The sequence below is a fragment of the Biomaibacter acetigenes genome (assembly GCF_003691585.1).
In the GTDB taxonomy this organism is placed as follows: domain Bacteria; phylum Bacillota; class Thermosediminibacteria; order Thermosediminibacterales; family Tepidanaerobacteraceae; genus Biomaibacter; species Biomaibacter acetigenes.
The window spans coordinates 2,410,742-2,425,388 of sequence record NZ_CP033169.1; the positions used below are offsets into that span (position 1 = coordinate 2,410,742).

The following is a 14,647-nucleotide window of genomic DNA, read 5'->3' on the forward strand; positions in this document are numbered from 1 at the left end:
ATCATTATATATAAAAATGCCAATAAGTAAAGATTTTGATTCAAGGGTAGAAATGCAACTTTTTACACTCGATTTTTATATCAAAACAAAAAAGCTCATGATCAAGCATGAGCCCTTTTAAGCAACCTTTTCGCCATTTCCGCATGGAGGGTCACCGCCAGGGAAAGCCCCCTTTCGTCAAAATCGAAACGGCTGCTGTGGTGGTCTGCCGCTATGGGAGTTATGACCTGATAATAAAGAGCCTTACCTCCCCTGGTCTGGACTCTTTCCATGAAATACGTGGCATCTTCGCTGCCACCCACAGAACCTTTATCTACAATATGTTCAACTCCTATTTCCCGGCCGATACTTTTTATCATAGATGCCAGTTCCTCGTCGCCTTCGGCGCTCATGGCACCTCCTGCCTCGTTTACCGTATAATCCAGGTCATACATGGCGGCACCGGCCTCTATTATTTTTAATGCTTTCTTCTTCATATAATCGTTCAGCGCCGTGGTGGCCCCCCGGGTTTCCAGCTTGATGACAGCCCTATCGGGAATCACATTCCTCCCGGTGCCTGCCTGCAGAACCCCAACATTTACCCTGGTGGCGCCATCGCTGTGGGGAGCTATGGCATGGAGGTTAAGAGCAACGGTGGCCGCCGCCAGCAATGCATTTTTCCCCTCCTGGGGTGTGGCTCCGGCATGGGAGGCTCTGCCGCGGTATTCCACATCCAGTTTCGATGTAGCGAGAAATCCGCCGGTCCTGGCTGCGATTCCTATATCGCCGGAATTTCCAAAACCTATGTGCAGTGCCAGGAAATAATCGGCATCATCTACCACTCCCGCCTCCACCATAGCTCTGGCGCCTCTTACTCCCTCCTCGGCGGGTTGAAAGATGAGCTTAACCCTCCCGGTAAACTCGGGTTTCAGTCGGGTGAGCACTTCCGCCAGGCCCAATCCTATGGCTGCATGGCCGTCATGGCCGCAGGCATGCATCACGCCGGGATGTGTGGAAGAAAACCCCTCTTTATATGGTTTATGATTATAATCCTTTGCCTCATCCACTTCCACCGCATCGATGTCGAACCGGTAAGCCAGGACCGGCCCCGGCCGGCCGGTATCCATGATTCCCACGACCCCCGTCAAGCCATCCATTCTCTTTAGTATCTCCGGGTCAGCACCTTCTTTTACGGCGCGTTCCACATTGTTTGCGATATCCTCATCATGGGGCCTGCCCATGACCGCCTCTTTTTTGACAACTTCATGCCCAAGCTTCACTTCATACCCTAGCTTCATCAAAATCGCCGCTATTTTGCCGGAAGTCCGGAACTCCAGCCAGCCCGGCTCCGGGTATCTGTGGAAATCCCGGCGGTACTCTATGATTTTATCTTCAATGGAACTGACTATGGTTTTATTCTCCATGTTTTTCCTCCTGTTCGGACAAGAGCCCCAGCGCCGCTATGCCGAAGGTTTTGATACCGACGGATATACAACCTTCATCAAATATAACCCTGCTGTTGTGGAGAGGAATAAAACCAACATCTTCCGAGGAAACCGGAAGGGATGAGCCGAGTTTGATATATACCGAAGGTACCTTTTGAGAAACAAACGAAAAATCTTCTCCCCCGGCATCCAGAGGTATTTCTTTTATAGCGCCTTCACCTAAGCTTTTCTTTATAAGATCTTCCACTTTCTTTGTCAACGCTTCATCATTGATGGTCATGGGATAGCCGTTAATATAATCCATTTCAAACCTGGCCCCCACCGATGCTGCAGCTCCCTCGCCCGCCTGCCGGATAAGCTCGGGAATCTTATCATCATAGCCCGGGGACATGATTCTTACAGTGCCTTCCATCTCCACCTTATCGCAAATTACATTGTAGCGATCCCCGCCCTGGATCCTTCCTATTGTGATAACGACACTGTCCCTGGGGTTTATCCGCCTGGAAATTATGGTCTGAAGGCTTGATATCACCTGGGCGGAGGCCACTATGGCATCAACCCCCTGATGGGGCGCCGAAGCATGACCCGATTTCCCCAGAACCCTAAGGAATATCCTGTCAGATCGGGCAGAAACGGGACCGGTTTTAAAACCCAGCTGCCCCACTTGAAGGTCCGGCCATACGTGCAGGGCTACGGCAAAATCTACTTTCGGATTTTCCAGGACCCCATCTTCAATCATCTTTTTGGCGCCGCCGGTGGGACTGCACTCTTCGGCAGGCTGAAACATGAATTTGATGTTGCCATAAATGCGGTCCCTGTATAGTGACAGTACCCGGGCGGCTCCTAGAAGCACCGAGGTATGGATATCATGGCCGCAGGCGTGCATCTTTCCCGGGACCTTTGAGGCAAAGGGGAGCCCTGTTTCCTCCTGAATGGGCAGGGCATCCATGTCGGCCCGAAGGAGCAGGGTCTTGCCGGGTTTTGCCCCGGCAAGAAGCCCTACAACCCCTGTGCCGCCCACGCCTCTTGCCACTTTTATGCCATAGGATTCAAGCTTTCTTGCTACCAGCTCTGAAGTTTGATACTCTTCATAACCCAGCTCGGGATTTTGATGGATTGTCCTTCTTATTTTAATTATATCGTCAATTATTTCATTGATTTTCCCGGAAATTTCTTTATCCAATTGCTTTGAATCCAACACTTTATATCCTCCAGTATAAGACATTTTTAATTGGTTAATTGCTATTCTTTGTATAAAATCTTACATATATATTCCCGCACCCGGACCTAAAGGTAACTTTAATGCCATCCATACGAACAACTGCAAAATCCAGACCACCAGGAATATCAGGGAATAAGGAATCATCAGAGAAATAATGGTTCCAACACCGGCATTTTCATCATACTGTTGAGCCATCCCCAATACAATGGGGAAATAAGGGAACAACGGAGAAATCGGATTCGTGGAGGAATCACCAATTCTGTATATTGCCTGAGTAAACGATGGGGAATATCCTAGCAACATCATCATCGGCACGAAAATGGGAGCAAGCACTGACCACTTAGCAGAACCGCTGCCGATGAAAAGATTTATGATGGTTGACAGCAGGATCAACCCAAGAATCAGAGGAATGCCGGTAAATCCTATACTCTTAAGAAAATCGGCACCCTTTACAGCTAAAATGACGCCTATATTGCTCCAGTCAAAATATGCCACAAACTGCCCTATGACAAATACCAGGACGATATAACCGGACATGGTCTTCATGGCTTCCGCCATGTGTTTTGGTACATCATCGGCTTTCTTTATAGTCCCCACGGTCTTTCCATAGGCCACGGCAATGGTTATGAAGAAAAGCATCAAAATGGGGATGATACCGGACAGGAAAGGTGAAGGTATCAAGCCACCGGTTTTGGGATCGCGAAGAATTGCTCCCTGCGGTATAACAAAAATGCCGAGGATTATCAAAAACGCCAGTGCTGCAAGTCCTGCATTTCTTAACCCCTTGTTTTCCAGAGGTGTCAGGTCATTATTTTGCAAAACTTTAGCCTTGCCTTTGTAATCTCCCAACCGCGGAGCAATGATTCTATCGGTAATCCATGCTCCCACAATTGTAAATATTACTGTAGATGCCATCATAAAATACCAGTTTATCGAAGGATTGACCTGCATGTTCGGGTCGAGAATCTTTACGGCCTCCTGAGTTATGCCGGCCAGCAGAGCGTCAGTACCCACGATAATGAGGTTTGCGGAAAACCCGGCACAGGCGGCGGCATACCCAGCCACCAGACCCACCAGCGGATTCTTGCCTAAAGATAGGTAAACACTGGCCGCCAGAGCCGGAATAATGACCACCGAAGCATCGGATGCTATGTTGCCATTAATACCCACAAACATGACAGCCATACTGATAGCCCAAAGCGGGGCTCCATACATGGTCTTTCTCATGAATGCCGAAAGAAGGCCAACCTGTTCTGCCAGACCTATACCCATGAGCATGGCCAGCACCAGCCCTAACGGAGCAAAACCGGTGAAATTTTTAAGGGCGCTCTGGAGCATCCAGCGGATACCTTCAGCACTCAGGAGGCTTTTGGCTTCAACCACTTTTTGAGTGCCAGGGTTTACCACCGATACCTTCGCTGAAGCAAGTACCGCGGAAATAATCATAAGTGCGATGGTAATATAGACAAAAAGAATAAAGGGATGCGGCAGTTTGTTACCAACCCGCTCTATCCAGTCGAGAACTTTCTCAAAACCTCCTTTCTTTACAGCAGTGGATTTGTTTTTTTCCAGCATACAATAACCCTCCTTTTAGGTCATTTTTCGGTCATATGACCTTTTATTTTGACTAAATATATTCTATAAAAAATTTAAAATTCCTTCTTTCATGTCAGGTTTTATATAAAAAAAGTGGGGAGTTCCCACTTTTTTCTTAGATTTTATATCAAAACTTTATATATCAATCTGGGCCGCCCTTTGTCATACAGAGCCCTGTTCCCCACAATTCTCGCAGCTCCCTTTTTTTCCATTTGAGATAGAATCCTGCGGGCACTTCGTTCACTTAAATTCATTGCAGCTCCCAGTTCCTGGGGAGTTATCCCGGTTTTATTGATATGGCGGAGAGCAGATTTAATCTTTCGTAAGTTTAAAATGCTCATGTTAAGCTTTTTTGCCAGGTCTTCCAGGTCCATGTCAAGCTCCCCGGAACACGAGGAAGTCTCTGATCGCATGGGACCTATAACTTTTCCTTCTTCCGCAATCAAAAAGCAGCAATTGCCGCCTTCACGGGCCGAAAGGGAAAGGGCCGTCCTGGCATTACTTTCCGCTATTCTGGCCGTGCGACCAAATCCTATACCCACCGTGACCCGCAGGGGAGAATTGGCTCTGATACTTTTTAAAAGCGGCGATCCCGAAAAAAGATTTGTGGATTCCTCGAGGCTTCCCCTTGTAGTAACCAGCATAAACTCAGTATCACCGGTCTTTACTATAGAAGCCTGGTTTTGCTCGCTGTAATCCAGCAGAATCTGCTGCAGGTCCAGCATGAGCCGCTGAACCTGATAGTTTGACCGTTCATGAAGCATCTCATTTACATCTTCAGCCCGGACAAGAATTAGGGCCATCTGGGTTTCCTTTAATCTGGCGCTTTCTCCATATAACAGCGCCTTTTCAAGAGCTTGCCTTATTATGGACCGGGTAGGATATATACGGTATGTTAAAATCCCCAGTCTGCTCAACTCTTCATAAGGTTTTTGAAGGCATGTTACCGCAGCCTTTGTTTTTTTCGATTTCCATAGTTTCACGTGGTAATCTATGATTTCGTCATAGGGAAGATAACGGTCATAATCGATGGTGTTTACTTCACATAGCGGCAGCTTCAGCTCTTTATAAGTTTCCTCTATGTGAGCTTTACTTATAGTATCGAAGCTCAAAGCCGACACGTCTACTTTATCGCGGTATAAGTCAAAAAGCACTCTGTACAGGCAGGTGCCGTTTCTCGGGATATATACCATGGGAATATCGGGATTTTCCCGGGTTTTTACCCAAAAATAAGGAGCCTGGCCGCTGAACAGTAACGTATCCAGATCCCGATAAAAACTTTTCAGACTTTCCAATTCCTCATAGCTCTCATAAACCTTTTCAATAATGGTGAATTCACCATCATACTCTTCTGCCACAGATCTTATGAGCTCGATGGAATCTTTCGGACCGATGACACCCATTCGTATGCTCAAGCTTTTCGACCCCCGGATAAAATATGGCTATTTAATCACATCAAAAGTATATTGCGTTATAGACCTCATAAAAGCCCTTTTATCTTCTCAATGGTTTCCTTAATGGACAGAAACAGCGGTTTTTTTTCAACGCCCAGCAGGGTTATATCCTCGTTATCCATGATGGGTATAAGGATTTTTTTAGCGCTGCAGGATGTTATGGCTTCGGCGATTTTCGGAGTTATTTCTCCCATCATGGAATTAGGTATGACAATCCCCAGGGAACCCACCACCACATCTACCTTTTTTATGCTGTAGACAATGGCGCTTTCCCCGGTGGCTCCCCTGTTGGCCTTTTCCTTCATCATGTTTGTGGTGGCGGCAGAATTGGTACCCAGGGCATATATCCTTACATCCGGCGGCAGGTCCTGCCTCAAAAGGGCGATAAGCTGGCTGCCGATGCCTCCCCCCATGCCGTCTACTACTGCCACTATCATCTTTTATCTTTCCTGTTTTCCAGAATTACCTTGTGGTCCAGGAGCTTAACCTCTTTTATCACCGCATCCACTATTTTTTGCTCGCCCAGGAGGTCATACATGAACACCCTACCATCCTGGGGCTCAATGTAAATCACGTTTTCCATTACCGGCTTTTCTTTGCCGTCTTCAAGAAGAAAAACTTTAGACTCGCACATATCCCTCACTCCTGCTTATTGTTTTTCCCTTAATACTATTTTGTATCATTTGGCCAATATTGTCTAGATGTATTTTTTAGCTTCCAGCAGATAACCGCTTGCTGCATTAAGCGAGTCCGCTGCCTTTGATATCATCTCCGAAACCTTTGCCTTTCCGAGTTTTTCGGATTTGTCGGCCCATTCTCTAAAATTCTCCTCATGGGATTTATTGTGCTCTATCCAATGAGCCAGAAGAATGCGCAGGGTTTCTATTTCCTTATCCTGCCGAGGATCGCTTGCAGATGGGTGATTATGATCACACATAGTTCAAACCTCCTTTTCAAACTATAGATTGATTCTGGGGTAAAAACTTGTCGATAGTGGTTCGTGACGGCCAAAGGCACCATAGAGTGAAGCCAAAGATGTTCTTAAGCTCGATACAAGCGGAGCAGGGGCGGCATGCCAGGATTTATATTGCGCTTGCGCTGGGGAATAAGCTCATATCGGTATGGGGCAAAAAGCATGCGCTGACGAATTCCTCCATATATGCCGGATCTGCGCTGAGTTCAATATATGTCATCAAATCGGCGATCTGGCCGGCTTTTTGTCGGGCTTTATCGCTGATGAGGCACAGGTATGCCCCAGTAAGTGAGCTGTTTCCGATAAACTCGAACTTACCCCGGTCTATATCGGGTAGCAAACCTATTTTTATGGCGCTTTCAATATCGAGATTCTGGCCTATTCCTCCGGCAATTATTACCTTTTTAATATCTCCCCCGTCAAGGCCTACACTGTTGAGTAGTGTCTTTATTCCGGAGTAAACGGCACCTTTTGCCCTCAAGAAATTGTCTATATCAATCTCATTTATTACTATATCCCTTCCATGAGCGGTGCCTTCTGCGGGCACCAGCAAATATTCCCAGCATCCGGCAGTATGGTTGAACCTTATTCTTCGGTTTCGGGTAATTTGCCTTATTTTACCCTTCCCATCTATAATCCCGGATAGAAACATCCCGGCGATAAGGTCTATGATACCGGAACCACAAATACCTCTGGGCCTGGTGTTTCCTATGGTTTTAATGCTGGGAATGAAGGTTTTGGTGTCAATCCTGACCTCCTCAATGGCACCCGGCGCAGCCCTCATGCCGCAACTGATATCTCCTCCTTCGAAGGCCGGACCTGCGGAACAGGCACATGCCACCATCCATTCCCTATTGCCCAGCACCAGTTCTCCGTTGGTGCCCAGGTCCATGAACAGGGTAATTTCATCGCTATTCCAGAAACCTGATGCCAGAACGCCGGAAACTATATCTCCACCCACATAGCTTGCCACATTGGGGAGCATATAAACCGGGGCATTGGGATTTATGTGGAGGGCTATGTCTTTTGCTTTAATCACCGGAAAATTCCTGAAGGCCGAGATATAGGGCTCAAGCCTTATGTTCTCTGCAGGTATACCGAGGAAAAGATGGGCCATAGTAGTATTGCCGGCAAAGACCGAACATACTATGTCTTCGGGATTGCAACCCCGTTTATCCACCATCTGTTTTATCAATTTGTTGACGGTGTCGTGAACTATGGCCCTGTGTAATTTTTCAAGGCCATCAGGCTTTGTGGAATAAATTATTCTGCTTATGACATCCCCTCCGTACTGCATCTGCAGGTTGCCGCAGCTGGCCGATGCCTCTATCTCGCCAGTGGAGAGACCTACCAGGCAAGACGCCACTGTGGTGGTGCCTATATCCACACAGAGGCCGTATATTTTTTTGCTCTTTTGGGTCGTTATGTCCAGAATTTCATATGCCTTTTCATCTTTATGGAGCACAAGGCTCACATCAAAACCGGCTTCCCGGATTACCCGGGGCATCTTTCTGAACACTTCCACGGAGCACGACAGCTCCCCGGGCTTTACCATGAGTTTTAACTCTCTCAAGATCCTCTCAAAGTCCGGAATATTGTCATCCAGAGAAGGTTTGTTGAGTTTGACCCTGATTATGTCGAAGCTGTTTTGAATCTTTATTCCTAATTTTTCCAGTATCTTAATAGTCCTGTTCACCCTGGCCTGTTTGCCGAAATCGGATGTGATGTCTTCCACTATTATATCATTTATGGTATCGGTTTGCATCAGTTCCACCGTCATGTCGCCTTCTACCTCTGTAAGGCAGGCAAGCCTTATTCCCTGTTTTAATTCTTTCTGAGTGAGAAGGTGGGAAGGCTGATACCGGTTTTCTCCGCCGAGCACTTTTACCCTGCATTTACCACACTGGCCTTTACCGCCACATGGTGCATCTATAAATACTCCGGCTTTACGCGCCGCATCCATGAGGCTGGTACCCTTTTCCACTTCCACAGTCTTTCCCAGGGGTTTAAAACAAACCGAATATGTCTGCATCGTAACCCCACCATAATTATATTTTACAAGCCACTTTTTTCAAGTGGCTTGCGGAAAATTTAATTCAAAGCTTTGGTGATCTAAGCTCTTATTTTATAAACTTTTTTCATATGCACTACTGTCCATTAATTTTTCCAATTCTTTAACATCATCTATTTTTACCTTTATCATCCAGCCCTTTTCGTAGGGGGATTCGTTAACAAGCTCGGGGCTGTCGCTTAAATCGTTATTTACTTCTATGACTTCGCCGCTCACCGGTGCATACAGGTCTGAAGCCACCTTGGCGGATTCAATGCTCCCGAAGACTTCGCCCTGTTTTATTTTCTTTCCCGTATCCGGCAAATCCACATAGAGGATTTCTCCCAGCTGGTCCTGGGCGTGGTCGGTTATGCCGATGATGGCGATATCTTCTTCAACCCTTGCCCAGGTATGTTCGGGATGATATTTGATATTAGATGGAAATTCCATGTTCTCCCTCCTATCGTATTCTTAATTCGATTTTAAGGAAATTGGCAGAGCCAATTTCTACTATTCCCACTTCCAACCTCCGGCTTCCCACTTCCGCTACAGCATCGGGTCCATGGTCAAAGCTGGATGGCCGACTTTTGTCAAAAATTCAACCACAGTATCCGGATCGGTGCCGACAGTCTCATCGGCTATCATGTCGTAGAAGTTATCTATGCCTATTTCTTTTGCTCTTTGCTCCAGCTTTTCCTTCAGAGCCTCTTTTAATTCTTTGGGCATCCAGACTACCCTGGCAAGGCCGCCATCGGCATACAGGAACTTTTTGCTGGTTATAAACTGCCGGCCATGGCCCATAAATCCCGGTGTTTGTATGCCTCCTCCCGTGGTGGAGGCCAGCTCTCCGAAGGTCATGCCAAGAGGCGTCATTCCGGCGTACTCTCTGTTGGCTATGATAACTCCGTTGGCTTCGGGCATAATGCCACAGATACATTCAAAGCAGCCACAGGATGTCATGGGGTCTTCCATAATGGTATAAATATTGACTCTGGTGGTGGCCCCGTGGGAAAGTTCCGATACGGCCTTGTTTATGGAATCCCAGCTGCCCTTTACATCATCATTACACTCACCCTTCACAATGGGCTGGCAGGGGCCGGTGGGATTCAGTTCCTTGGTGGCTTTGGCGTCCAGCCAGCTCACAGCACCGCAAAGCCCCAGCCTTTCAGGAGTTACAATGCACACATGGGCCGGTGCAAAGGATTGGCACAGCAGGCAGGAGTAAAAGGTATCTACACTCTCATCGGTAAGTCCTGCGAGCCTGGCATCCCTCGCCTCATATCTGGGCCTTGCGATTTCATCCAGAAGCTTTTCTACCTTTTCTTTATCGGTTATCAATGTAACCTGAACTTTATCCACTATGCTGCCGAATTCATCCAGCATCTTGGCATAGAGAACTTCACCGATATGCTTCAGCCTGAAACCTGCCTCATAGGTGGATTTACTGATCCTGATCCATGCGATGTCTCTCTGGCCCAGATGCATAACTCCCTCGGTATAATTGGCAAAATAATGTATTCTTCTTTCCATGACGGGTTCAAAGTCTTGCTGCATGCCTTTCCCGGCCACTTCCACCAGTATCCCCAGGGGAAGCCTGCCACCTTTTGGCTCGAGGGTATCCAGGTCCGGACCAATAACTTCAATCTTATGGTCTTCAATTTCTGATAGGTCCTTCATCTTTACGAGTTCCCAGGCAGTGGTCCTTCCCCCGCCAGATTCGGCGAACATGTCGTCTTTTCTAACCCTCTCACCTTCAAAAGCCGCCGCAAATCCTACGGGAATAGGTATTTCTGTTATTTTTATTTTTATTCCCCGGCCTTCCAGTGACGTCGCAACCATTTTATCGTATTCTTTCTGAACTATGAGGTTTCCGGGCACTTCCTGGACATCCTGGTCAGTTATTACAGGGAATCCCAGGGCTATGGCTCCGGCTCCGGCAGATACCACAAGCTCGCTCAAGGGACCCAGGGCGTTTACAAAGGCGGGCACCCTTTCTTTTGTATATTTCAGAAGTTCAGCAAGATTTCCGGGCTGCACATTGCCGAAAATGAGGCCGGCCCTTATGGCCACCGTCACCACATGGATGACCGAAGTAACATCATATCCAAGAGGTATAACCCGTAGCTCAAGGCCCATCTTCACTTTAGCTTTTATGGCCTGGTCTATGACCTTGCCTACCAGGAAAACCAGAAGGCCCTTGGTCTGATAGCCTTTTATGACTTTTGCAGCTTCTTCCTCGGTTGGTGCTTCGCCTATAACCACCGCCACGCCGGGAATATCTCCCGTCACCAGAGGAACCCCCAGGGAACGGATCACCGTATCCGGTATAAACCCGCTGCAGGGTTCGGCATAAGGGGTTTTGCCTCCTGCATATTTGCAGGCCTCTATAACCTCCGCTGCCACAGCGGTTGCAAGGCCGGCATTCAGAGCTTTTTCCAGGTTCTGCTCCTTCACTATGAGGCTCTCTATCACCGGGATGACACCCTTTAAATCCCCCAGGGTGTTTATTTTTTTGCCGGTGGCTCCATATATGGTGGGCAGGCTGTAAGCAGTGCCGGGAAAAGCTACCTTTTCATTTTCTCCCAGTTCCACTACGGTCTTTTCCACAACAGATTTGCAGGCCGCCAGAGCCTGTTCGGACCCCGTGAATATAATGTCGAATAAGCTCACGATATGCTCCTCCTTATTTATAATTATTCAACATCCTGCGCTGATGCAGTGGTTTTTTGCCTGCACCATCTGTAATTGCCGAATAGTTACCCTTTTTTAGGTAATAACAAATTACAACTCCAGGTAGGAATCGCAGTAGAGGTTCCTGCCTTTTATCACATCCGCAGTCTTGATGATATCCATGAGCATCTTGTTGCATGGGTTTATGATGGCCGAAGTCAATCCGCACTGGATGGCCATGGCGCAGAATGTGGCTTCAATAATGCCCCTCAGTTCCTTTGGGCAGCCATTGGAAACATTGCTGAGGCCTCCGGTAGTCTTGAAGCCCATTTCGGTAATCTGGCGCAGGGCTTCCAGAACTTCCTGTTGTTTATCTTGCATCCCCTTTACCACCACGAAGAGGGGGTCAAACAGTATATTCTCCGGGTCAAGCCCGACAGTCATGGCCCTGTCAAGGATTTCGGTGCAGTACTGGATCCTCTCATCATTGTCCCGGGGTATGCCTTCTTTAGCGCAAAGGCCTATGACCATGGCATCGTATTCCGCCGCCAAATCAATCATACCCATCCTGGAACCGGCATCGGCCGAATTTATTATGGGTTTGCCGGCTTTACGGTCATAGACTTTGATCCCTGCTTCCAGAGCTTTAGTATTGGCGGTATCCAGGCAAAGGGGAGTATCGGGAAATTCTTGCTGCATGAGTTTTACAACCCATGGCATGAGTTCCTCCCCATCCCTATCTGCAGGGCCTATGTTCACATCAAGGTAATGGGCTCCCGCCTCCACCTGTTCCCTTGCCCTATCTAGAATGGGCTTCGGGTCCCTTTCCTGAAGGGCTTTTCTTATAGTGGGGGATATTACGTGAATCCTTTCCCCTATGGTCAAAAATCTGGCCATACGCTATTCCTCCTGACACTTAAATTTTGATTTATCTCACGACGCCTTTTCCTGCAGGTAATCCTTCAGGAAGGCGGGCAGGGCGGCGGCTTCCCGGGTTCCCACTATGACCTTCCAGCCCGGCAGTTCATCTTCTATGTCGGATTTCAAGACTGCCACCTTGCCAGGAATAATTAGTTCTCTGGTCTTTAGCTTGCCTTCCACTTCAAACTCTTTGATTGCCTTTGCAATGCTCTTTGCATTGAACTTTCCTGAAGCCCATGCGGTAAGCACTGAATATCCTCCCGCATCGGGTATCAGGATCCATGCCGGTACCTTTGACCTTTCAACTTCGCCGGAAACTATGAAATAAGTGAGGGCAAAGTCCACCGTCACGAGAAGCGGAGATTTATCATCGGCCTGACCGATCTTGTAGATGCCCTGTTCTATTCTCATGGGTCTCTGCGGATCGGTGTAAATATTCTGTCTCAATGCAAAGAGGGGCAGAGCCATGGAATAATCCATATCGTTTAGTATGATGATTGAGGCGTATTTTTCAATAAAGAGAGTTGCTATGGCAACTTCCATCATCTTATCTTTTGTCATATCACAGACAAAAGCCACCGACGGATAACCAAAGGTCCTGTCCTGGGAAAGGAGCGCCGTCCGCCTCATATTGACCATGTCGTCAAAGGCTGTCTTCAAATTCCTGCCGCCGGCGTCAAGAAGCAGTTCACTGTAACCTGCGTTCTGTATCTTCTGGACGAGATTGTAAAGATTTGCCTGATCCGGGGCTTTTACTCCCAGAAGGAGATTGTATTTCTTTGCTATGCCCACCATAGCTTCATAGTTTTGCTCATTGGCACCGTAAAGAATGGGGCCGAGGCCGGAAAATTCTTCAGCGGCGGAAAAAACTATTTCGGGATTTTCGGTAATAATCATGGGTACAACTTTGCTGCAGGTTTGCATAACTTTTTTGATGAATGAAATAAATTTTTGCTTATCTCCCGTTGAACATCTAAAGGCGGCAATTTCTACATACATTTCTTCACTGATCCTGGTGTAATTTACGGAATTTATATTATTAATTTTTTTACTGACCTCATCTTCACTCATGCTATCATCAAACATCACTGCAAACCTGGGTTTGTTCACAAAGGTTTTTTCGTGCCTGAAAAGAACCGTTTCGCCTCCCAGCGAATAGGTCCTATCTCCGGCGCCGAATTTTACGGTCTTCATGAGCGGAGCTGTGGCTTCTGCCAGTTTGGCCCTGGCATCAGCGGACATATAGGGGCATTTTTCCGCCTGGGTTCCCCCCTGGGCCAGTTTCATGGCAAAGGCAAGACATGTGGGAAAACCGCATTCTTTGCAATTTTTCTTGGGAAGCATCTTGTATATTTCCATACCATTTAAAGCCATGTTCATCTCTCCTTTTACGCTGTAAGTTCCCCGATAAAATTGCGAATTACTTCCACAGAACGGGGATGCCTTAAAATCACAGCATTGGAACCTGTGGCCAGCACTCCGGCGGCAGTAGCTACCTCCATAGCTATACCCCTGTCCTCCTGATTTCCCCACTCGGGCATATCATTTTCTGTGGCCGCCGACTCCTTTGCTTTCCAGGTTTCAAAGCTAACCGGGCTAATAATGGGCATCTGCAGTGTGGCATCATTCTGGTCGAGAGCGGCCAGCCTTATCCTGTCCATGGTGGTGACCACATATTCAAAACCGTACCCCACTGCCGAGCACCCCGGATTCATGACCATCCTTTCGGGTTTTACCCCCAGCTGTGTTATGAGTATGTTCAGCTGTTTGGCCAGGTTCAGGTCTACCGAGGATTCTGCCGATACTATATTTCCGTAAGCCATGCCTGCGGCGGCTCCTATTTCTTTGTAATTGGCTTCTACTGCCGAAAGAAAGACATAATTTTTATCCGGCACCGCTTCGGCTACTTTAGTAAAAACTTTGGCATTTTTTTCATCGGAATCGCAACCGGCGATGACCAGGGGCAGTGGGATTTCATCTGCTAGTCTTTTCACCACTGCCGCGCATTCATCGGGAGACTTATCATTTCCTTCCGGATTGGCACCTTCCAATTTTATACATATAAAGTCGGGATTGCATTTTTCCATGCAAAACTTTGCCCATTTTACCGGATCATGGGCATATTCTCCGAAAATATTTTTCAGGCTTTGTGGCCAGCTTTCGGGTAATATATCCCATATTTCCATACCTATAGCTGGTTTTGCTCCGGTATCACCGTCGAAGCTGTAAAAGGGCAGTGTGGATTCTCCTCCGAGCTTCAGATCGGACCCAATGGTTACTTCCCGGATTTTCCCGCTGAACTTTTGCGACGGCTTTTTATAAGCCATATAGACCCCT

At 47.5% G+C, this 14,647-nt stretch carries 13 protein-coding genes; all 13 read right to left on the reverse strand.

Annotated features, from left to right (window positions below):
• Window positions 1-101 precede the first annotated feature (101 nt).
• Window positions 102-1,403 carry an amidohydrolase gene (locus D2962_RS12310; protein ID WP_122015134.1) on the reverse strand — a complete coding sequence of 434 codons (1,302 nt, stop codon included), beginning with the start codon at window positions 1,401-1,403 and terminating at the stop codon, window positions 102-104.
• Window positions 1,393-2,625, reverse strand: coding sequence for a M20 metallopeptidase family protein (locus D2962_RS12315; protein WP_245984672.1), 1,233 nt, complete (start codon window positions 2,623-2,625; stop codon window positions 1,393-1,395). Before D2962_RS12315 ends, D2962_RS12310 begins: the two co-directional genes overlap by 11 nt.
• 60 nt (window positions 2,626-2,685) lie before the next feature.
• Entirely contained in the window at window positions 2,686-4,221 is a 1,536-nt protein-coding gene (locus D2962_RS12320) for an AbgT family transporter (protein ID WP_122015136.1), read from the reverse strand.
• A gap of 143 nt (window positions 4,222-4,364) precedes the next feature.
• Window positions 4,365-5,657, reverse strand: a complete 1,293-nt coding sequence (locus D2962_RS12325) for a hypothetical protein (RefSeq protein ID WP_120767999.1) — start codon at window positions 5,655-5,657, stop codon at window positions 4,365-4,367.
• 65 nt (window positions 5,658-5,722) lie between these two features.
• Complete coding sequence (locus D2962_RS12330; protein ID WP_120768001.1) at window positions 5,723-6,133, reverse strand: DUF3842 family protein; 411 nt, start codon at window positions 6,131-6,133, stop codon at window positions 5,723-5,725.
• Window positions 6,130-6,330: a CooT family nickel-binding protein gene (locus D2962_RS12335; RefSeq protein ID WP_120768003.1), complete on the reverse strand. Its 201-nt coding sequence runs from the start codon at window positions 6,328-6,330 to the stop codon at window positions 6,130-6,132. The genes D2962_RS12330 and D2962_RS12335 overlap by 4 nt, the downstream gene beginning before the upstream one ends.
• A gap of 63 nt (window positions 6,331-6,393) precedes the next feature.
• Window positions 6,394-6,633, reverse strand: a complete 240-nt coding sequence (locus tag D2962_RS12340; protein WP_120768005.1) for a DUF8180 domain-containing protein — start codon at window positions 6,631-6,633, stop codon at window positions 6,394-6,396.
• Between the two features lie 145 nt (window positions 6,634-6,778).
• Entirely contained in the window at window positions 6,779-8,701 is a 1,923-nt protein-coding gene (gene acsV, locus D2962_RS12345; protein WP_122015137.1) for a corrinoid activation/regeneration protein AcsV, read from the reverse strand.
• Between the two features lie 93 nt (window positions 8,702-8,794).
• The gene (gene gcvH / locus D2962_RS12350; protein ID WP_120768009.1) at window positions 8,795-9,169 is read right to left on the reverse strand and encodes a glycine cleavage system protein GcvH; all 375 of its coding nucleotides are present in this window, start codon (window positions 9,167-9,169) and stop codon (window positions 8,795-8,797) included.
• 96 nt (window positions 9,170-9,265) lie between these two features.
• Window positions 9,266-11,389, reverse strand: a complete 2,124-nt coding sequence (acsB, locus tag D2962_RS12355; RefSeq protein WP_122015138.1) for an acetyl-CoA decarbonylase/synthase complex subunit alpha/beta — start codon at window positions 11,387-11,389, stop codon at window positions 9,266-9,268.
• 111 nt (window positions 11,390-11,500) lie between these two features.
• Complete coding sequence (gene acsE / locus D2962_RS12360; protein WP_122015139.1) at window positions 11,501-12,286, reverse strand: carbon monoxide dehydrogenase/acetyl-CoA synthase methytransferase subunit; 786 nt, start codon at window positions 12,284-12,286, stop codon at window positions 11,501-11,503.
• 36 nt (window positions 12,287-12,322) lie between these two features.
• On the reverse strand, window positions 12,323-13,684 hold the full coding sequence (gene acsC, locus D2962_RS12365) for an acetyl-CoA decarbonylase/synthase complex subunit gamma (RefSeq protein ID WP_122015140.1): 1,362 nt from the start codon (window positions 13,682-13,684) through the stop codon (window positions 12,323-12,325).
• Window positions 13,685-13,698: 14 nt separating this feature from the next.
• The gene (gene acsD / locus D2962_RS12370) at window positions 13,699-14,637 is read right to left on the reverse strand and encodes an acetyl-CoA decarbonylase/synthase complex subunit delta (protein ID WP_120768019.1); all 939 of its coding nucleotides are present in this window, start codon (window positions 14,635-14,637) and stop codon (window positions 13,699-13,701) included.
• Between the last annotated feature and the right edge of the window lie 10 nt (window positions 14,638-14,647).

Coding starts and splice junctions, on each gene's coding strand:
- D2962_RS12310 (WP_122015134.1), bottom strand. CDS start 1,403: ATGGAGAATAAAACCATAGTCAGTTCCATTGAAGATAAAATCATAGAG.
- D2962_RS12320 (WP_122015136.1), bottom strand. CDS start 4,221: ATGCTGGAAAAAAACAAATCCACTGCTGTAAAGAAAGGAGGTTTTGAG.
- D2962_RS12330 (WP_120768001.1), bottom strand. CDS start 6,133: ATGATAGTGGCAGTAGTAGACGGCATGGGGGGAGGCATCGGCAGCCAG.
- D2962_RS12335 (WP_120768003.1), bottom strand. CDS start 6,330: ATGTGCGAGTCTAAAGTTTTTCTTCTTGAAGACGGCAAAGAAAAGCCG.
- D2962_RS12340 (WP_120768005.1), bottom strand. CDS start 6,633: ATGTGTGATCATAATCACCCATCTGCAAGCGATCCTCGGCAGGATAAG.
- acsV (WP_122015137.1), bottom strand. CDS start 8,701: ATGCAGACATATTCGGTTTGTTTTAAACCCCTGGGAAAGACTGTGGAA.
- gcvH (WP_120768009.1), bottom strand. CDS start 9,169: ATGGAATTTCCATCTAATATCAAATATCATCCCGAACATACCTGGGCA.
- acsE (WP_122015139.1), bottom strand. CDS start 12,286: ATGGCCAGATTTTTGACCATAGGGGAAAGGATTCACGTAATATCCCCC.
- acsC (WP_122015140.1), bottom strand. CDS start 13,684: ATGGCTTTAAATGGTATGGAAATATACAAGATGCTTCCCAAGAAAAAT.
- acsD (WP_120768019.1), bottom strand. CDS start 14,637: ATGGCTTATAAAAAGCCGTCGCAAAAGTTCAGCGGGAAAATCCGGGAA.